The sequence below is a fragment of the Alteromonas sp. AWJ4_199 genome, from assembly GCF_056159165.1.
In genome coordinates, this window is record NZ_JBSWUR010000001.1 from 2,611,926 (window position 1) to 2,631,267 (window position 19,342).

Annotated in this window: 16 protein-coding genes; 13 read left to right on the top strand and 3 right to left on the bottom strand. The window is 46.0% G+C overall.

Annotation, left to right across the window (positions count from 1 at the left end; genetic code table 11):
* Positions 1-3: 3 nt before the first annotated feature.
* The 7 genes from ACXAER_RS11445 (at position 4) to ACXAER_RS11475 (ending at position 8,375) form a co-directional block, all read left to right on the top strand.
* Positions 4-1,011, top strand: coding sequence for a TauD/TfdA family dioxygenase (locus tag ACXAER_RS11445; RefSeq protein ID WP_474829337.1), 1,008 nt, complete (start codon positions 4-6; stop codon positions 1,009-1,011).
* A 4-nt stretch (positions 1,012-1,015) separates the two neighbouring features.
* Positions 1,016-2,020, top strand: a complete 1,005-nt coding sequence (locus tag ACXAER_RS11450) for a YeiH family protein (RefSeq protein ID WP_474829339.1) — start codon at positions 1,016-1,018, stop codon at positions 2,018-2,020.
* Positions 2,021-2,085: 65 nt separating this feature from the next.
* Complete coding sequence (locus tag ACXAER_RS11455; protein WP_474829341.1) at positions 2,086-3,384, top strand: sulfite oxidase; 1,299 nt, start codon at positions 2,086-2,088, stop codon at positions 3,382-3,384.
* Positions 3,385-3,429: 45 nt separating this feature from the next.
* Complete coding sequence (locus ACXAER_RS11460) at positions 3,430-3,828, top strand: hypothetical protein (RefSeq protein WP_474829343.1); 399 nt, start codon at positions 3,430-3,432, stop codon at positions 3,826-3,828.
* 150 nt (positions 3,829-3,978) lie between these two features.
* The gene (locus ACXAER_RS11465) at positions 3,979-5,061 is read left to right on the top strand and encodes a methyl-accepting chemotaxis protein (RefSeq protein ID WP_474829345.1); all 1,083 of its coding nucleotides are present in this window, start codon (positions 3,979-3,981) and stop codon (positions 5,059-5,061) included.
* 72 nt (positions 5,062-5,133) lie between these two features.
* Entirely contained in the window at positions 5,134-6,639 is a 1,506-nt protein-coding gene (locus ACXAER_RS11470; protein WP_474829347.1) for a sensor histidine kinase, read from the top strand.
* A 152-nt stretch (positions 6,640-6,791) separates the two neighbouring features.
* Complete coding sequence (locus ACXAER_RS11475; protein ID WP_474829348.1) at positions 6,792-8,375, top strand: methyl-accepting chemotaxis protein; 1,584 nt, start codon at positions 6,792-6,794, stop codon at positions 8,373-8,375.
* Positions 8,376-8,399: 24 nt separating this feature from the next.
* Here the strand turns inward: ACXAER_RS11475 and ACXAER_RS11480 are convergent, their stop codons facing one another.
* The 3 genes from ACXAER_RS11480 to ACXAER_RS11490 all read right to left on the bottom strand — a co-directional run bounded on the left by ACXAER_RS11480 (position 8,400) and on the right by ACXAER_RS11490 (position 11,080).
* Positions 8,400-9,746, bottom strand: coding sequence for an ABC transporter permease (locus ACXAER_RS11480; protein WP_474829350.1), 1,347 nt, complete (start codon positions 9,744-9,746; stop codon positions 8,400-8,402).
* Complete coding sequence (locus ACXAER_RS11485) at positions 9,746-10,570, bottom strand: ABC transporter ATP-binding protein (protein ID WP_474829352.1); 825 nt, start codon at positions 10,568-10,570, stop codon at positions 9,746-9,748. Before ACXAER_RS11485 ends, ACXAER_RS11480 begins: the two co-directional genes overlap by 1 nt.
* A 222-nt stretch (positions 10,571-10,792) precedes the next feature.
* Positions 10,793-11,080 carry a YebG family protein gene (locus tag ACXAER_RS11490; RefSeq protein ID WP_014951121.1) on the bottom strand — a complete coding sequence of 96 codons (288 nt, stop codon included), beginning with the start codon at positions 11,078-11,080 and terminating at the stop codon, positions 10,793-10,795.
* Between the two features lie 246 nt (positions 11,081-11,326).
* Between ACXAER_RS11490 and rpsF the strand changes: the two genes are divergently transcribed.
* The 6 genes from rpsF (at position 11,327) to ACXAER_RS11520 (ending at position 19,333) form a co-directional block, all read left to right on the top strand.
* The gene (gene rpsF, locus ACXAER_RS11495; RefSeq protein WP_014951120.1) at positions 11,327-11,728 is read left to right on the top strand and encodes a 30S ribosomal protein S6; all 402 of its coding nucleotides are present in this window, start codon (positions 11,327-11,329) and stop codon (positions 11,726-11,728) included.
* Between the two features lie 11 nt (positions 11,729-11,739).
* Positions 11,740-11,967, top strand: coding sequence for a 30S ribosomal protein S18 (gene rpsR / locus ACXAER_RS11500; RefSeq protein WP_012519954.1), 228 nt, complete (start codon positions 11,740-11,742; stop codon positions 11,965-11,967).
* Between the two features lie 26 nt (positions 11,968-11,993).
* A complete protein-coding gene (gene rplI / locus ACXAER_RS11505) occupies positions 11,994-12,446 on the top strand; it encodes a 50S ribosomal protein L9 (RefSeq protein WP_202262762.1) in 453 nt (150 codons plus the stop codon).
* 458 nt (positions 12,447-12,904) lie between these two features.
* Positions 12,905-16,090, top strand: coding sequence for an efflux RND transporter permease subunit (locus ACXAER_RS11510; protein ID WP_474829355.1), 3,186 nt, complete (start codon positions 12,905-12,907; stop codon positions 16,088-16,090).
* A gap of 13 nt (positions 16,091-16,103) precedes the next feature.
* On the top strand, positions 16,104-17,192 hold the full coding sequence (locus ACXAER_RS11515) for an efflux RND transporter periplasmic adaptor subunit (RefSeq protein ID WP_474829357.1): 1,089 nt from the start codon (positions 16,104-16,106) through the stop codon (positions 17,190-17,192).
* 95 nt (positions 17,193-17,287) lie between these two features.
* A complete protein-coding gene (locus ACXAER_RS11520) occupies positions 17,288-19,333 on the top strand; it encodes a TonB-dependent receptor (RefSeq protein WP_474829359.1) in 2,046 nt (681 codons plus the stop codon).
* The last annotated feature ends 9 nt before the right edge of the window (positions 19,334-19,342 follow it).

A 19,342-nucleotide genomic window follows, 5' to 3' on the forward strand; every position in this document is an offset into this window, starting at 1 on the left:
ACTATGAAAAACGTCAATGACAGCTCTGCGGTAGCGTATGCACGCGTACCTACTCAGCACAACTACAACGGCGGCGTGTTCCCTGAAATAGTCGTGAACAATGAAAGCTGTTCCACTGTAGAAGAAACGGTTGCGTTTGTTAAAGCGAATCAGGCAGAACTAGAGGCAAAACTTGCTAAATCAGGTGCGCTGCTTTTTAGAGGGTTCCCTCTTGATTCAGCAGAGACCTTTGACGTTTTTTCAGCAGGCTTCGGCTATCCTAACTTTACTTATCAAGAGTCGCTGTCTAACGCGGTGCGTATTAACTATACCGAGCGTGTATTTACTGCTAACGAAGCACCTAAAGATGTAGAAATTTTTCTTCATCACGAAATGGCTCAAACCCCTATTTCTCCAAGTAAGCTTTTCTTTTTTTGTAAAACTGCAGCAGATGAGGGCGGAGCTACGCCGCTGTGTCGTTCAGACAAATTGTTTGAAGCATTGAAGGCAGAGAACCCTGAATTGGCAAGTGATTTCAAAGAGAAAGGTCTGAAGTACACCACCACCATGCCAGCGGCTGATGACGCTAACTCTGGTCAGGGCCGTAGCTGGAAAAGCACGTTAAGTGTTGAAACCGTAGAAGAGGGTGAAGCTAAGCTTAAAGAACTAGGTTACAGCTGGGAGTGGATGGAAGATGGTAGCTTAAAAGCTATTACGCCTGTACTTCCAGCAGTCATTGAGTTAGCTGACGGTTCTGAAGTGTTCTACAACCAGCTTATTGCAGCTTACATGGGCTGGAAAGGCGTTCGCGAGAACCCATCTTCAGCAATTACGTTTGGTGACGGCAGCGCTATCCCGAAAGAAGGGCTAGAGCGCATTGCTGAGCTTTCTGAAGACTTCACGTTTGATTTAGAGTGGCAAGACGGGGACGTGGCAATTGTCGATAACTATCGCGCCATGCACGGCCGTCGCCCCTACTCTGGCGATCGCAAGCGTGTAGTGCTTGTGGCATTGGTTGCTTCAGAGCGTTAATGCAATGAATGACATAGCAGTAAAATGTAAAAGCATTTGGCCTGGGCTGGGTATTGCTACCATCACGGGCATGGCGGCGTTGTTTTTAAGTGAGCACTACAATGCCCCTGCTATGTTGTTCGCTTTACTGTTAGGCATGGCGGTTTCGTTTCTATACCAAAACGATACGCCATGTGCTTGCGGTATCGACTTTACCGCAAGTACATTGCTTCGCGCAGGTGTCGTTTTACTTGGGTTAAGAATAGCCCTTGGTGACTTAGCGGTGCTAGGTTGGCAAACGGCACTCATGCTCGCTGGCGCCATTTTTACTACCATTGTTTTGGGCGTAGTCTTGGCAAAAGCGTTAGGGCTTCAAAAGCGCTTTGGTGCACTAACCGGCGGCTCCGTCGCTATTTGCGGTGCATCTGCTGCGTTAGCCATCTCTACCATACTGCCAAAGGGCGATAACCACGAGCGAGATACATTACTTACCGTTATTGGTGTAACGGCTATGTCCACTATCGCCATGGTGCTTTACCCCATAATTGCGGGTCAATTGGGTATGACTGACACTGAAGCTGGTATTTTTCTTGGCGGCACAATTCACGACGTGGCACAGGTGGTAGGGGCTGGTTACTCGGTGTCAGAAAGTGCGGGTGATATGGCGACTCTTACCAAATTGGTGCGCGTTGCCATGCTCATGCCGGTGGTACTGATTATGATGCTTGTGATAAAAAGATTCTACAAAGCCAGTACTCAAGCAGAAGGCGGTGAAGTACCTAAAATGCCTCTGTTCCTCATCGGTTTTATTGCATTAATGTTGCTCAATAGTTTTGTGGCGTTACCTGAATTTGCGATTGAAGCAGGCACGCAAGTTTCTCGTTTCTTTTTAGTTGTTTCCATTACTGCTATCGGCATGAAATCAAACTTGGGCAAGCTTGCCGAAGTGGGCGTGCTTCCCATAGTCATGATAGTGGTTGAGACCCTGTGGATTGCACTGCTTATTCTTGGCTTTCTTTACGCCATGTAAAGGCCGTTCATCATTTTGCAGCATGTTTTAAATACAAAGTCGTTTGTACTGATAAGGTGGTCTAAGTGAAAAAGCAAGGTCTTCACGAACTTTATGCCAAAGACCCTGTAAAAGCCGATGAGCAGGTCTTTCAAAGAACCAGTGATAAGCTAACCCGCCGAGGCTTTATCAAAGGTTTGAAATCACTGTCTTTGCTACTCGGTGCGGAAGTGGTGTACGGACAATTTATGCCAGCGGGTCTTATTCCCGCTGCATATGCCCAAGCTGACACACCTTTTTCAATAAAAGGTAAAGATGGGTTAACCGTACTTAATGACAGACCATTAAATGCAGAAACTCCTGCACACTTGTTAGATGACGCAGTGACACCCGCTTCGCGTTTTTTCGTGAGAAATAACGGTATTCCCCCGCAAGCACCAGATGCAAATAGCTGGACGCTAACTATTGAAGGGGAGTCTGCAGCACAGTCAAAAACCTTTACCCTTGAAGAGCTAAAAACTCAATTTAAGCATTATACCTATCAGTTAACGCTCGAGTGTGGTGGAAACGGGCGTGCCGAGTTCTCACCGGCCGCTACCGGTAACCAGTGGACAACGGGCGCGGTAGGCTGCCCACGCTGGACGGGGGTAAGGCTAAAAGATGTTTTAAAGGCCGTGGGTGTTAATGATGATGCGGTTTACATTGGTTATTACGGTGACGATCAGCACTTAAGCCGAACACCGGGCAAGGCGGCGATTTCGCGAGGCGTGCCCATTGACAAAGCGATGGAAGATGAGTCGTTAATCGCATGGGCTATGAATGATGAACCACTTCCCTTAATGAACGGCTATCCGCTGCGATTGGTATTTGGTGGCTGGCCTGCATCAACGTCAGGGAAATGGCTTAAGAAAATAGTAATTCGAGACCGCGTGCACGACGGCGCGAAAATGCTAGGAAAAGCCTATCGGGTTCCATGTAAACCTGTTGCGCCTGGCGCTGAAGTTGCCGACGAAGACATGTGTATTATTGAAGCTATGCCAGTTAAGTCGCTTATTACCTTTCCAAAGTCTGGCAGCGACCACTCTCTTAAAGAAAAGCTAACCGTTCGGGGACATGCATGGAGTGGTGAGGGCAAAATTGCCAAGGTGTTTACCTCTATCGATTTTGGCCAAACCTGGAATCTTGCTCAGCTGAACGTACCGGCAAACAGACACGCATGGCAGCAGTTTAGTACTCAGATAAACTTCCCTCAGCAGGGCTATTACGAGGTATGGGCTAAAGCACAAGATGAGCATGGAAAGTCTCAGCCTATGGTGCTACCTGGATGGAATCCAAAAGGGTATTTGAACAATGCCTGTCACCGTATCGCTGTGCGTGTGGTGTAGGTATATGAGTACGAGATTTTATGTATGTTAAGTGGGGCAATTGATATGGCTAGCATAACGGTTCGATTTATTGCCCTAGTAGGAGTCCTTCATCTACCCGTTGCAGCGGCCGATATTGAGACGAATAATACGAACAGCATGACAAGTTCATCAAAAGAGCATGTGCTGCATGACGTCGATCCCCAGTCAGGTCTTATAAAAGCAGAAGGCTTCAACTTAGTGTTAGCCCATTGCAGTGCCTGTCACTCGACTTCTCTTATTACTCAGAATGCCATGAGCCGTGAAAGGTGGCTTGAGACTATTCGCTGGATGCAAGAAACGCAGAAACTGTGGTCACTGGGTGAGGCAGAACCAACGATATTAGATTATCTATCAACGTGGTATGGCCCTAAAAAAAGCGCTCGTCGTGCGCCTCTACCACCTCATTTACTGCCAGCTAACTAAAAGCAGAGATAATAGTTTAATTTATCCCCTCAGTTTTATAATTTTCTGCCGATAATCAAACAATAACGCTACTTCAGACTAATGGCTAAGACGATATAACCTCTGTTAGTCTGAACAAAATAACTCTATAAAAATTATTGGTAACTAAACATGTTTGTATCACGCAGCAAATTCGAAGAAAAAGAAGCGCAAGTTCAGCTATTAGAAAAGCGACTTCAAGAAACGTTAGACAGGGTGTCTTTGCTTGAAGCCGAAAATGCAGAGCTGACTACCGCTTTAGAGATTGCCAAGCACGAAGAAGTTTCATCTGCCAATGCTACTGTAGTTAAATGTTTAGTAGGTTCACTGTCACAGGTTGAGGGTGTCCGTGAGACGGTTTTAGGTTCTTATGAACGAATTAATGCGGAAAGTCAGTCGATTGTTGATATAAATGATTTGTTTAGCGAATCGGCCTCTACATTAAGTAAGATTGTATCTGACATGAGCGGCCTGAATGTTCAGATGGGAAGTATGAGCGAGCGCATTTCTGGACTGTCTACGACAGCTGACAATATCAATAAGTTTGTAACCACTATTACCAGTATTTCTGATCAAACTAACTTGCTTGCGTTGAATGCAGCGATTGAAGCCGCCCGTGCTGGTGATGCTGGACGAGGCTTTAGTGTGGTAGCTGACGAGGTAAGAGCGCTGGCAACTGAGACAAATAAATCTGCAACAGAAGTATCAGAGCTTGTAAACGGCATTATCCAATCAACATCGAAAGCGGTGTCGGGTGTTAATGAACTGCGTAGTAACAATGAAGAGTTAGAAGCTGGCATTAACCAGCTGAATAATAGTTACGAGACTATGGTGCAACATTGCGACAGCATGAAGACCACCATCAGCGAAGGCGCAATGACTACGTTCATTCAAACTGTAAAGTTAGATCACGTTGTGTGGAAAGCAGGGATCTACGAAGTGCTCTGTGGCTTTAGTAACAAATCAGTCGCTGACTTTAGTGATCACGCGAGTTGTCGTTTAGGGCAATGGTATAGTGAAAATGCAACCAATCCTATCGGTCAGACGACAGCCTTTAGAGAGATTGAAGCGCCACATGCAAAAGTACATAGAAGTGGTGTTGAAGCTATCAGAGCAAAACAAGCAGGCAATAATGCAGAGGCAGATGCTAAACTGATAGAAATGGAACAGGCGAGCGAGCGTGTAATGATGCTTCTTGACCGATTAGCTAGTTAGGCTATTTTGTGCTGAAGTATTAGTATAAGGCGTGCGCATTAGCACGCGGCACGCACATTGGAGGGCTTTAAGGTGAGTGAAACATCGTATTCCACCGAAAACGAACGTATTCGTGCGCTTGAGGCCCGTGTTAATTCGCTAGAGCGACAGCTTAAACGCCAAAAAGTTGCACGCAAAAACGCTGAATCTTTCCTAGAAACCTACTCCCAAGACGCCTATCTTGCTAATCAAGCATTACGCAAAGCACTCAAAGACTCTAAACAAAGAGAGCGCGAGCTTCTTTACCTCAACCGTACGGCCTCACAACTTACACAAGCGACATCCGGGGAAAGTTACATATTTTCGGCGCTTGAATCTGCCGTAGAATTTAGCGGTGCGTTTTGTGGCAAAGCCTTTACCGTTAAAGATGGTGAACTAATTATTGGCAATGATGATAGTGTGCTGGTTCAGGGGAAAGGCTGGACAACGTCCCCCGCGTTAGCGCAATTTATCAAGCAGGAAACGCCACTAGATTTACGAGAAAGCTATTCCCATTGGTGTGTTAGTGCAGTAATACAGCCGGAAAAAGATACAGAGTCTCGCTTACTTCACTTTATGCATGAAATGTCGCGGGGGGAATATACGTGGCTAGTATTATTGACCAAAGACGATAATTTGGAAGAAGAAACGCTTTACGTATTAGATACCACGAAGCATTACCTCAATATCACGTCTCGATACCAAAATAAGAAAAGTGAACTAAATACTAGGCAAGTAGAACTGAGTAACGTGAAAAAGGACCGGGATTTCCTTGAAGAAAGATTAGTCAGTGCTGATAAAATGGCTATGCTAGGTCAGCTAGCCGCAGGTATCGCTCATGAAATTAATAACCCTATTGGTTATGTGCGAAGTAATACTGTCGTTGCAAAAGATATTTTTAACGACTATCAGCGTGCGCTTGAGGAAATAGGTAGTCTTTGTAAAAAAGCAGGTGGTGAAGTTGCCGCGCATTTTATGGCGCTTGAAAAGCGTTTTTCCCTTAAAGACAGTGCGACCGAAATTGCGGAAATGTTTGATGAGTCTCATGAAGGTATTGAGCGTATAATCGAAATTGTGAAAGCGTTAAGAAGCTTTTCTTATCCAGGCTCGGGCAAGCACTCTGAAATTAGCGCTATCGAAGCCATGAATACAGCGATTAAGCTCACCAATAATTTGCATCGTTATCGCAATACGGTGCGCTTTGAAGTACCAGAGGAAGATGCCTTCTTTAACGGTAACTCAGGGCAAATTCAGCAGGTACTTGTAAACTTCTTAACCAATGCGATATATGCCACGCCGGAAGGGAAAGGCATAACACTAAAAATACAGAAGGAGGGTGGCAGTGTCTGTCTTATCGTTGAAGATGAAGGTATGGGCATGTCAAAAGAAACGCTTAGTAAAGTGTTCACTCCGTTTTTTACTACCAAACCGCCAGGTGAGGGCACAGGGCTGGGTATGTCAATTTCCATGACCATTGTCGAGGAGCATAATGGCAGGATAGATATTGTCAGTGTTGAAGGCAGAGGCACAAAAGTGTCAGTCGTACTGCCATTATCCTAAAGTATGAATGCTTTTATAACTGTTTGATAAAATTAAAATTTCTCTAATTTTTTTCTTGAACTAGACAGCAGCTGTTTATGTTCTAGTCTTATGAGAAAGCAAAGGTTTTATGCTCTACGGATGAGTACTTTGCAAAATGGAGAAAGTATTTAATGAGAAATAACCAGCCTGTTACCCAAAAAGAGTATAAGTTTCCATCCCACCACCGCCTTATTTCATCTACCGATAAGCGTGGGGTTATCCAACACTGCAATAGTGAGTTTGTGGAAGCGAGTGGTTTTACCCGCGAAGAATTAATAGGAAAAAACCATAATTTGATTCGTCACCCCGATATGCCAGCGCCCGTGTTTAAAGAAATGTGGCGTACTTTAGAGTCTGGGCAAAGCTGGCTGGGACTAGTAAAAAACAGAAGGAAGAATGGCGATCACTACTGGGTTTCGGCATTCGTGACTCCCGTTTATGAAGGTAAAACAATTGTGGGGTACGAATCTGTTCGAGTGCCGGCGTTAAATGACGAAATAGCACGCGCATCTAGTGTTTACGCCAGAATGCAGGAAGGAAAATCTGCGGTATCACCGATGTCGCGACTGGGGCAAGGCCTCATGCACATGGCGCCAGCAATACTGTTAAGCGCCCTACTTGTTTTAGTACTCGCGTTTACCCATGGTTGGACAGCGGCAGGCATTGCGCTGCTTGGAGCTATAGTTTTAATGATTGCTCAAGAAGCCAAGACAAGAAAAGACTGGGGCGCGCTGCTTTCTCTTAGCCCAGAAAGCTACGCTAATGAAACGGTGGCACAAACCTACTTCCCAGACCCCCCTCACATAAGCCAAGCCAAACTTGCACTGGGGTGCGAACTTGCCAGAAATCGCACGGCGTTAACCCGAATTAAAGATGCATCAGCGGGGCTCGAATCGATAGCTAACACCACGCATCAACAAGCGGAAAGCACCAGTGCCGCGGTTGTTCAGCAAAACCAAGCTACTCAGCAAATAGCCTCCGCGGTTACACAAATGAGCCAAGCTATCCAAGAAGTTGCTGAGCGGGTTGAAGGTAATGCCAAAAGTGCAAAAATAGCAGCGGCCAACGTAGAAACAGGTAACCAAAAAGCAGAAGAAGCCATGCAGGCCATTGTTGCTTTACGCGAAGCTGTTGAGTCAATTTCGACAACAGTAACTGAACTCGCTCAGTCAACCAGCGATATAGGTGAAGCGGCCAACATTATATCCACCATCGCAGAGCAAACTAACCTGTTGGCGCTTAACGCTGCGATTGAAGCTGCAAGGGCTGGCGAACAAGGAAGAGGTTTTGCGGTTGTTGCTGATGAAGTTCGTACCTTAGCTTCGAAAACTCGCGAATCGACCGACAAAATCCACAACATTATTACAGAATTGGCTGAGCGTTCTGACCGCGCTGTTAGGGTATCGACGGAAGGGCTAGCTTCAGCAGAGCACGGCAGCGCTATAGTAGAAGAAACCCGAGGTGCATTGTTTGAAATTAACAATGCAGTGAAAGGTATCGCGGATGCCACGGTAGAGATGTCTTCAGCGGTAGAAGAACAAAGCACGGTGGCAGAGCATATTAACCAGCAGTTAGTAGAAGTCGCTGACGGCGCGTCTGAAACCCAGCGTTCATCTGAGGCATCGCTAGCAGCGAGCCACGATTTACGCGCTACGGTAAATCAAGTTCATGAGCTTATTTTGCGCTTCAGTACAGACAAGCGGGTAGGAGAGTAACACTCTCCTACGCGTTGGTTTTGTCTAGTTTGTATTCAGTCCAGCATGTAAGCCGCGTTTATAGGCAGCAACGGCTGGGAAAAGAGAAACTAAGTAGGTGCACCCTAATATAAGCAAAATGATAATAACGCTGCTTTGCCCAAACAGTGGACTACTCAAAAACAGTCCATAAGTGCTGCTTAACCAAGGCTTTAGTACGCTCATAAGCCCAGCCACCAAGCCTAAGCTTAGTACGGCACTCAACATAGTAAGCAGCATAGCTTCAATTTGAATTAGCAGTAGTAGAGTAAATGGTCCGGCGCCAATAGTGCGTAAAACAGCGATTTCTTGATAACGTTCACGCATAGTTGCAAGTAGCATAGTCGCTAACCCAATTAGCGCGCAAATGACGATAAGACCGGAAAGACCAAGCAATAGCGACTCTACATTTCCCATAATTTGCCAAAGCTCAGCGAGTGCCATACCCGGCAGAATAGCCATTAACGGCTCTTTTTTACTTTGATTAATTTGATACTGCAACTGCAGCGCAGTTACCCGATGTTTAAGCCCCAGCATCACCACAGATACAGACTCAGGCGTAAACGCTTCGCTATTGTAAGCAGCATGTTCATCGGTATGCTTGTCATGCTCATGCTCATGCTCATGCTCATGCTCATGCTCATGCTCATGCTCGTGCTCATGCTCGCTCACCTTGTCAGCAGATTTACGGCCTAACATTGAGGTGGGTGAATGCTTGGGCCCTGTGTGGGCCTCTTCAAGGCCCTGCAAAGTGACATAAACAGCCTTATCCACGGGGGTGCCTGTTTTATCTAAGATTCCGGAAATAGTAAAAGGGTGATCGTCATGATTATTGAATGAAACACTGCCTAAGCCGTGAGAAATAATAATTTTATCTCCTACTTTATATCCCAATGATTCGGCTATATCAGCACCAATTACCGTAGATAGTGGCTGAGTAAATGTCGCTCCATCAGATAGCTGTAGTGACTGCATGTCCCCGTATTTAAAGTGGTCGAAAAAGCTGTTGGTCGTACCTACCACCCTAAAACCTCGGTGAGTATCACCTAAAGATAGTGGAATGAGCCACGATACCTGCTTGTTAGATTGAAGCGCCGCAATACTTTTATATTCAATACCTTTAGTGGGGGTGCCTATATTAAACACTGACGACAATAGTAGATTAAGCTGACCGCTCGGTGCACCAACAATAAGGTCGACGCCGGACACTGTGCGCGTAAAGCTGGTTTTCACTTGGCTTCGAATAATGTCCACGCACAAAAGTAAACTTATGCTGATAGTAATGCTTAGAAGCGTGAGAATTGCCGTGGCTTTTCTGCGCTTTAAACTTTCAATAGCAATGGTACTTAGCATTATGTACGCTCCTGTACTTGCTCGATGCCACCGAGTGAAGACACTGCATGGTTTGTACTTGGGCTCAATTCACTCATACTACAATGACGGTCAAAGTAGCTCTCCATGGCTTTATCATGACTAACGAAAATCATGGTGCTCTCACCTGCTACATCTTTTAACAGCGACATAAAGCTATCTCGCGCGTCGCTATCTAACGCCGAAGTTGGCTCATCGACAATCAATAACTCTGGGTCATTAATGAGTGCTCGGGCTATTGCTACACGCTGCTGTTGGCCAATACTCAAGGCATCGGCTTTAGCATGCAGTACCCGTGAAGGGAGTTGTAGCTTGTCGAGTAAATGACGAAGCTTTGCGTCTGATGCTGCCTTGCTAACGTTTGTACTTGCAAAATACACCGCCGCATTAATATTCTGTGCCACAGAAAGGTAGGGAATAAGATTAAATTGTTGAAAGACGACGCCGATATTGCGCGCCCTAAACTTGTCTCGCTGGCGGTTTGATAAGGAAGAGAATGGCTGCGATAACAAAGTTATGTCACCTTGGGTGGGTGCCAACGTTCCACACAGCAAATTGAGCAATGTGCTCTTTCCGCTACCCGAAGGCCCTGAAAGAAAAACGTGTTCACCTTGCGAAACTTGCCACGCTTTAATGTCAACGATGGGAGGACTTTCTTTGGTGTACGAAAACTGTAAATTGCTAACTTCAATCGCTGTGTTGCGCCCTTTATTCACTGCGTTGTGCTCTTCAGACACTGAGCTGCGCCCTTCTGACACTGCGTTGCGCTGGGAGTGAGTGCTATTGTTTTTATTAATGGTATTCACGCTAAGCCCGACCTGTATTTACGTCTTATGTTCACATTAGCAAAAGCGACACATCTGTTCACCTAGTTAAAAACCAGAGAAAATACATTGCCGCGTTGAGGTAATGTTATCAAATAACATTTTTGCGTATAGCTATGCTATCAGATGCCATCAGCCTAAAGCGGCAATTGCTCTTATTAATTGCTCATCATAACGACGCAAAAGAGAGGTGCGCCTAAATTATCAGCCGTTAGCTTGTAGCTTTACCACTTCTGCGCTTTCATCTTCTAATACGCTTTCTGCGGTAGCGCCTTTGAAAATCTTACTGATTTTATCTTTGTTTTTAGACAGCATGATGGTGAGCTCTTCCACTACGCTATCGTCTAGCTTAATGCCCTTCGCATGAATGTAGTCAGCAAGGTTATCTGCTGCATCGAGCATTTTGTCATACTGATCGGCTTCTTTTTTGTCGGTAGTTACCAATTTTTCTACCCCTTTGTGCGTAACAACATACTGTGTGGTAATGGCCATGGTAGGTCCCCTGTTTATTAAAGACACAAAAACTGTACAGTATTTTACTGTATAAATAAACAGTATTTTGGTTAAATGTCTGAGCGTAGTGTTTGGGGAAAGGGCAAATGATTGTTCTAAAGGTGATTAATGCTTGTGCAATTAGTAACTACTGCGTATAATGCGCGCCCTTACAGCCATCCCAATTCGTTCCTTGTCTCCATACAGTCGGCTGTACTGTCGAGGCTACAACCGTAAGGAGCTATAATGCGTCATTACGAAATCGTATTTATGGTTCACCCTGATCAGAGTGAACAAGTACCTGGTATGATCGAGCGTTATACCACAATCCTAAAGCAAGACGGTGGTCAGATTCATCGTTTAGAAGATTGGGGCCGTCGTCAACTGGCTTACCCAATTGAAAAGCTGCACAAAGCCCACTACGTACTAATCAATGCTGAAGCGTCTGCAGAAGCTGTTGATGAATTGGAAAATGCTTTCCGTTTCAACGACGTGATCCTACGTAATATGGTTATGCGCACTAAGACTGCTGTGACTGAGCCTTCTCCAATGATGAAAGAAGAGCCTCGTCGTGAGCGTCGTGACGATTCTGCTCCTCGCCAAGATCGCGCGGAAAAGAAAACTGAAACCACTGAAGACAACGCTTAAGGAGATCACCCATGGCTCGTTTTTTCAGACGTCGTAAGTTCTGCCGTTTCACTGCAGAAGGTGTGACTGAGATTGATTACAAAGATATCGCTACTCTTAAGAACTACATCACTGAGAGCGGTAAAATTGTCCCTAGCCGTATTACTGGTACAAGCGCAAAATATCAGCGTCAGCTGTCTTCTGCGATCAAGCGCGCACGTTTCCTTGCGTTGCTTCCGTACACTGATTCACACAAGTAATTTGGCGAATATAAGGGTTAGCTAAGATGAATATCATCCTACTAGATAAAATCGCCAACCTTGGCGGCCTGGGCGACCAAGTGACTGTTAAGTCTGGTTACGCTCGTAACTTCCTTTTCCCACAGGGTAAAGCGGTTCCTGCAACTAAAGACAACGTTGAAAAGTTCGAAGCACGTCGTGCTGAACTTGAAGCGAAAATTGCTGAGCAACTAGCTGCTGCTAACGCACGCGGTGAGAAAATTGCTGAGCTTGCTGAAGTTACAATCGCAGCTCCTGCTGGTGACGAAGGTAAACTGTTTGGTTCTGTTGGTACTCGTGACATCGCTGATGCAATCACTGCAGCTGGCGTTGAAGTACAAAAAGCAGAAGTTAAACTACCTACTGGTACTCTTCGTGAGACTGGTGAGTATGACATCGACTTACAACTTCACTCTGACGTTATCACTTCAATCAAAGTGATCATCATTGCTGAAGCGTAATCGCTGACGTATTTGAAAAAAGCCGCTCCTAGAGCGGCTTTTTTTTGCTCTAAATTTTTGTCCGATATTTAAGAACAATACCAATCCGCATAGATGATTGCCCACCCAGAAGGCCCTGGTAAGTTTCCTAGCAAAGCGTGGGAATGCAGGAATGGCCGTTGCTTTTTAAATTCCCAGAGTGAAGCTTGCCAGACCTTCCCGAAGGGCGAGTTTAAAATATCCGTACCCTCACTTGACGTCGCGACGCCTAATTAACGATGGGTGTAAGTAAATATGTCCAGGGCCGACAAATGGCGTATTTTTGAGGTCTACTCATCTGCGATAAATAACGTTTTTTAAACGGTATTTAAACAAAATGTTAATAATCGCTGAAATTCTTAGTGTCATGGCTTTAAACTTTTTCTGTCATTCCCGCGACCTATAGTAAACCAAACAATAAAAAGCATAAGTGCCATATTATGGACATCACTAAGCAAGCAATAAAAAACGCGACTGGGGTAGGTATAGGAATAACACTGCTGGTATTTTTAGGTCTATATAGCCTGTTTAATTTACCGGTACAGCTGTTTCCTGACATTGAAAGACCGAATATTAACATCCAGACCTCGTGGCGCGCTGCGTCGCCCCAAGAAATTGAGTCGGAGATCATTGAACCTCAAGAGGAAGTGCTGCAAGGCATCCCTGGCCTTGAGTCGATGAATGCATGGGCAAACCAAGGTAATGCGTGGATTAATCTAGAGTTTGGTTTAGATACGGACATGCAGAAAACGCTCATTGAAGTGATTAGCCGCATGAATCGCGTACCGCCACTACCTCGCGATGCCTTGTCCCCTAACATAATGCTTGCTGGAAGTGGGGGAGACGCCCCCGCTTTGACCTACTTTTTTCTTCAGCGCCTTCCGGGCAATCCAAACGAAATTAATACCTATGTAACCTTTTTTACCGATGTCATTAAACCTCAGCTTGAATCTATCCCGGGCGTTGCAAGGGCGCGTATGGAAAGCGGGGTTGGCGGCGTTGAGGAGTTTCAAATTGTTTTCGACCCGTTTAAAGCGGCGCAGTTAGGCATTGACCTAACGGCAGTTGCCAACGAGTTGGGGCGTGCGAATGATATTTCAGGCGGCTTTGTCGATGTGGGCAGAAGACGCTATACCCTGCGTTTCGAAGGTCGCTACGAGCCTACGCAAATGGGTGAAATGATCCTTGAATGGCGAGGCGGCAGCCCTATCACTCTAAATGACATTGCCGAAATTAAAATCACCCGCGCTGACGGTGCAAACTACAGTGTGCAAAACGGCAATCCGGCTATATCTATTCGCGTAGACAGACAAAACAACGCCAATGTTTTAGCTACCTTAGAAGCCGTAAAAGCAAAAGTTGCACAAATAAACGAACAGGACTTGGCCCCTGAACAGTTAGTAATGGCGCAAAGCTTTGATGCCTCAGTGTTTATCTATAGAGCGGTGCAGCTAGTTACCAGCAATTTATTTATAGGCGTGCTGCTTGCCATTGCCGTGCTTTGGCTCTTTATGCGCCAGCTGCGGGCTACGCTCATTGTGGCATTGGCCATTCCTATCTCACTACTTAGCACTTTTGTGGTGCTTCAACTTACCGGTCGTTCGCTCAATATCATTTCACTGGCAGGACTCGCCTTCGCGGTAGGTATGGTGCTAGATGCCGCTATCGTCGTGCTGGAAAATATTGTAAGAACACGCAAGAGCGCCGAAGCCGAAATCGATAATAAAGACCCAAATTCACAAACGCACATGGAGGATTGTGCCCATCGAGGAACGAAAGAAGTGTTTGGTGCCCTCATGGCGTCAACGGCTACCACCGTCGCTATTTTTATTCCCGTCATGTTTTTGGAAGATGTTGAAGGGCAATTGTTTGCTGACCTCGCTCTTACCATTGCCATTGCAGTGTGTATGTCGCTAGTGGTTGCGGTAACGGTATTGCCTGTCGTTGCCGCTAGATACCTCAATGGCAACATGCCAGCTGATAGCTTACAGCGGGTATGGGCGAAGATAACCCGCGCTATTATGTCGCTATCAAGTACGCCGCTTCGCCGCCTTGTATTAGTCATAACACTCATGGGCGTGCCTATTACAGGTAGTGTTTTGCTTATGCCTTCCATGGATTATTTGCCGCCCGTAAAACGCGATGCCGTTGACGCCTTCTTGAGTTTGCCTGCGGGTGCCAGTGAAAACTTTATTAGTGAAGAAGTGATGCCAATTATCGTTGAGCGACTGCAGCCTTATATGGACGGAGAAAAGCAGCCAGCGCTGAAAAACTACTACATTATTACGTGGCCAAATGGCGGAAATTTGGGTGTGCGCGCTAAAGATCAGTCTAAGGTCAAAGTGTTAGAAGCCATTGTTCGCGATGAAATTTTAGAGGATTTGCCCGATACACAAACCTTTTCACAACAAGGCAATTTGTTCGGCGGCTTTGGAAACGGTCGGTCAATCGACATTCATCTTCAAGGTACCGACCAAGCCATGCTCGGCATCGCTGCGCAAGCAGGTTTAGATAAATTGAGAGAAGTTTTCCCTAACGCTAATGCGCGTTCGAATCCTCCTCTAGAGCAAGCCGAACCAGAGCTTCGCTTTTACCCTAATGACAGCCGAATGATGGAAGTCGGGTTAAATCGGGGCAGTATGGGGAACCTGGTACGTGCCATGGGTGATGGTATGTATGTGGGGGAGTATTTCGATGGCACCAAACGCATGAATATTATCTTCCGCTCAGCACCTTGGTTTACACCCGAAGACTTAAATAGCACGCCAGTCATGACGCCGTCAGGCGAGGTGGTGCAATTAGGCGAACTGGTAGGTATTGAAAGAGCCGTAGGACCAAGCCGTATTCAGCGCATTGATGGTCGAAGAACCCTTACGCTAAACGTAAATCCGCCAGAGGGGATGAGTTTAGAAGAAGCCATGAAAGTGATTACCTCTGAGGTTGAGCCCGCCATTATGGCCATGATGCCTACCGATGGCGCTATTAATTATGGTGGTAGCGCGGATAGCCTAAAAGGCGCTATTGCCTCGATGGCTGATAACTTTCTTTTTGCCATGGTGTTGCTATTGCTGTTAATGGCGGGGTTGTTTAAATCGTTAAAAGACAGCGTGCTGGTAGTACTTTCTATTCCGCTAGCCACGGTGGGCGGGGTGATTGCTATTCGTATCATGAACATCTTTACCTTCCAGCCCATGGACCTGTTAACCATGATTGGCTTCATTATTTTGCTAGGGCTTGTGGTGAACAATGCCATTTTACTCGTGCATCAGACTCGTATAGGAGAGCAAGAAGGGCTGACCCGTGATGACGCGGTAGAGCAAGCCATCAAACTACGTTTACGGCCTATCTTTATGAGCACGCTGACTTCAATCTTTGGCATGCTGCCCCTGCTGTTACTACCGGGTGCAGGCAGCGTTATTTACCGAGGTCTTGCGGCTGTTATTGTGGGAGGAATGACGGTGAGTACCATATTCACCTTGCTATTACTGCCTACCTTGCTGCGCATGACGGCTTCAACGTCATCTGTAAATATACTCAAACCCCTGGCCGAGCGCATAGAGAGCACTGGCGCTTCGCCGACTACCTCATCCACCGTAAAACAAAACAAATACAACGATCATGTTTAAGGAAAAGACAACCATGAAAGCTATGACTTCTACTCTCGCCCTTAGTTTGTTTACCTTATTTGCAAGCAGTGTATCGTTGAGCGCACAAGCACAGGATAGCAATCAACCACCGCCGGTGCTGGTACAAATAGATGAAGCCAGAGAGCAAGCGATTTCACAACTAACCTGGGTTCCTGGAACGGTACTAAGCGTTATCGATGCAAACCTTGCCTCTGAGGTAGACGGTCGCATCACTTGGATGGCAGATGTAGGTGATGTGGTTGAAGCAGGGGAGCCTTTAGTTAAAGTCGACGATACTCGCTTAAGCATTACCCGCAATCAAAATGCCTCAAATATTGCCAGATGGCAGTCGCAGGTTGAACTGTTTACTAAACGTCTCGCGAGGTACAAAAACCTTCAGGCCAGTCAAAACACGTCCAGAGGTGAGTTAGAGGAAGTGGAAGCTGACTTAGAGAATGCTAAGCAGGAGTTAGCGCAAGCCAAATTGGATTTAGAATTCACCGAGTATCAGATAGCACAAAGCAGTATTCGTGCTCCCTTTACGGCTTTGGTGGTTGAAAGGCTGCAGTCGCCGGGCGAATACACTGGGGTAGGGCAAACCCTGCTTCGCGTGGTAAACCCTGATAGCGTTGAAGTTCAGGTGCGCGCCCCCCTTAACGTATTACCCTATATTGCTAACGGCATGAGCGTAAGTGTTCACAATAACGTGAACCAAGTAGAAGAATCTATTCGTGCCATTGTACCGGTAGGCAACAGTACATCGCGCATGATGGAGCTACGAATTGCCATCAACCCCGGTGACTTTCCTATAGGCAGTGCAGTGCGCGTGGCCTTACCTAGCAGCGATACTCATGATGGTGTCACCATACCCCGCGACGCTTTGGTACTAAGAAAATCAGGTACTTTTATTTATCAGCTAAATGAAAATAACGAAGCTGAGCAAGTAAAGGTGACAACAGGAGTGGGCATGGGCGATAGAATTGAAGTGTTTGGTGATGTGAACCCGAAGCGTTCTGTTGTTGTGAGGGGGGCAGAGCGTTTACGTGCGGGCCAGAAAGTGCGCTACAACGATGAGCGTGAGTCTTTGACGGCGAAAAATTGAGGAAGTGTAACAATTGTAAAAGTGCTATCCATTTAGGTAAAACTTAATGAGAATGTTTCTTATTTGTAATTGTTGATTGTCAAATGGAGTTACCCTTGAAAAAGTTAGTCTTAGCTGGTGCAGTGTGCACGCTATCCAGCCCAGTAATATTCGCGCAATCCTTAGAAAACCAAAACGAAGAAGCCAAGTCTATAGAGCGAGTTGCTGTGGTAGGCGCAGCAACTAACTTAAGCATTACTGCGGAAGATATTGACCAGTTTCAGGCAAATGACTTAGCGGATATTTTTAGAGAGTCGCCGTCGGTCAGCGTTGGCGGTTCAGTGGGTGTAGCACAAAAAATCTTTATTCGCGGGCTAGAAGACGCGTACTTGAATGTAACCGTAGATGGCGCGCAGCAAACCTCAACGCTGTTTCACCACATTGGTCGCGTTACTTTAGACCCTGATCTTTTAAAGCAAATTGATGTGCAGGCTGGTGCCGGTGAAGCAACCAGCGGCCCAGGTGCTATCGGCGGTTCAATTCGCTTCAAGACCAAAGATGCACAGGATTTATTAAAAGAAGACGAACAATTTGGTGGTCGAGTAAAAGCGAGTTATTTCTCAAACGATGGTACCCGATATAGTGGTAGCCTTTATGGAAAGCTAAGCGACACTTGGGGCTTACTAGGTTATTACAGCACGGTAGATAGAGATAACTTTGAAGACGGTGACGGCAATGAAGTACTAGGTACTGCCGCAGATCAAGATCTCATGTTCCTTAAAGCCAGTGGCTACATTGCGGATAATCAATACCTTTCAATAAGTGCAGAGCAGCGCGATGAAGAGGGTGAGTTTTCGGCAAGACCTAACTGGGTAGTACTAGAAGGTGCCCCGCTTTATCCTAGTGAAGCAGAGCGTGATACCTATGTTGCGAACTATCGTTTTGACCATAGTGCGATGGTGTTTTTAGAAGCCACAGCATATCAAACTTCATCGTCATTCCGTGGCGGTCGCTTTGACTTCTTATCTGATATCGATACCTATGGGTTTGATATTAGAAATACGAGCGACGTTACTAACCATGTATTTACCTATGGTATCGATTATCGCAAAGACGAAGTTGAGAGCGGCCCTGGAATGGGCCCTGTTCAAAATGCAGAAGAAGGTAGTGTCTTAGGTATCTATGCTCAGGCTCATAGCAACATTACGCCAGAGTTGTTGTTAAGTTATGGCGTTCGTTATGACGATTTTGACTTCCAGCAAGAAATTCTTATTGATGACTATTACGGCACACCAGTTACCGATGAGCCATCTGGGCTAGACGATGATGAGCTCAGCTTTAACGTAGGTCTTGAGTATCAGCTTACCGAAGCTTGGACCCTTGGTCTTGGCTACGCAGAAGCGGCGCGCGGCAAGCAAATTGGTGATGGCTTCACCCTAGATGAGTACTTATACGATGGCAAAGACGTTCCTGTTGTTGCTAGCGACGTGGTGCCTGAAACTGTTACCAATATCGAAGCGTCAATTGAATACAGCGCCAATAATCTAAACGCGCGTCTTAGCGCTTATGAGTCTACCATTGACGATGTGCTATTTAGCGGTTATCAAGGTAACTCGGTATTTAATAATATCGGCGACCTAGAATCATCTGGCGTAGAGTTTAACCTTGCGTATCGCTGGGACTCTGTTGACCTGTACTTTGGGTTTTCAAGCGTAGACGTTGAGCTGATGCCTCGTGAAGGCCTGTACAGCGTACCGTATAACAGCATCGATATTAACGGGTACGAGTTTGTGGGCTTAGGTAATAGCCGCGGCGATACCTGGGTGCTTGGTGCAGATTATACTGTTACGGCTGACATCAGCATTGGCTTCAACATTACTATGGTTGATGATATCAATATAGATACCCTTCATCAGGCCCTAGAAAATGGCTGGACTGATTCGCTTTATTCACTTAACAAAGCAGACTACACCCTAGTGGATATTTATGGCGAATGGGAAGTAACAAATGACCTTAGTCTCAACCTTGCTGTTACTAACCTGTTTGATGAAGCCTATATCGACCATTCAAGTGTGGGTGATTACAGCGAAGTGTTCCCTAGCGTTGTTGGCCCTCAAGAGGCGGGGCGTGATATTCGTTTGTCAGTGACTTACGATTTCTAAGTAACGCCT

Bases quoted from the DNA above. Each gene is read 5' to 3' on its own strand.
- rpsF (WP_014951120.1), top strand. From the start codon at position 11,327: ATGCGTCATTACGAAATCGTATTTATGGTTCACCCTGATCAGAGTGAA.
- ACXAER_RS11450 (WP_474829339.1), top strand. From the start codon at position 1,016: ATGAATGACATAGCAGTAAAATGTAAAAGCATTTGGCCTGGGCTGGGT.
- ACXAER_RS11445 (WP_474829337.1), top strand. From the start codon at position 4: ATGAAAAACGTCAATGACAGCTCTGCGGTAGCGTATGCACGCGTACCT.
- ACXAER_RS11465 (WP_474829345.1), top strand. From the start codon at position 3,979: ATGTTTGTATCACGCAGCAAATTCGAAGAAAAAGAAGCGCAAGTTCAG.
- ACXAER_RS11480 (WP_474829350.1), bottom strand. From the start codon at position 9,746: ATGCTAAGTACCATTGCTATTGAAAGTTTAAAGCGCAGAAAAGCCACG.
- ACXAER_RS11515 (WP_474829357.1), top strand. From the start codon at position 16,104: ATGAAAGCTATGACTTCTACTCTCGCCCTTAGTTTGTTTACCTTATTT.
- ACXAER_RS11510 (WP_474829355.1), top strand. From the start codon at position 12,905: ATGGACATCACTAAGCAAGCAATAAAAAACGCGACTGGGGTAGGTATA.
- ACXAER_RS11490 (WP_014951121.1), bottom strand. From the start codon at position 11,080: ATGGCCATTACCACACAGTATGTTGTTACGCACAAAGGGGTAGAAAAA.
- ACXAER_RS11475 (WP_474829348.1), top strand. From the start codon at position 6,792: ATGAGAAATAACCAGCCTGTTACCCAAAAAGAGTATAAGTTTCCATCC.
- rpsR (WP_012519954.1), top strand. From the start codon at position 11,740: ATGGCTCGTTTTTTCAGACGTCGTAAGTTCTGCCGTTTCACTGCAGAA.
- ACXAER_RS11460 (WP_474829343.1), top strand. From the start codon at position 3,430: ATGGCTAGCATAACGGTTCGATTTATTGCCCTAGTAGGAGTCCTTCAT.
- rplI (WP_202262762.1), top strand. From the start codon at position 11,994: ATGAATATCATCCTACTAGATAAAATCGCCAACCTTGGCGGCCTGGGC.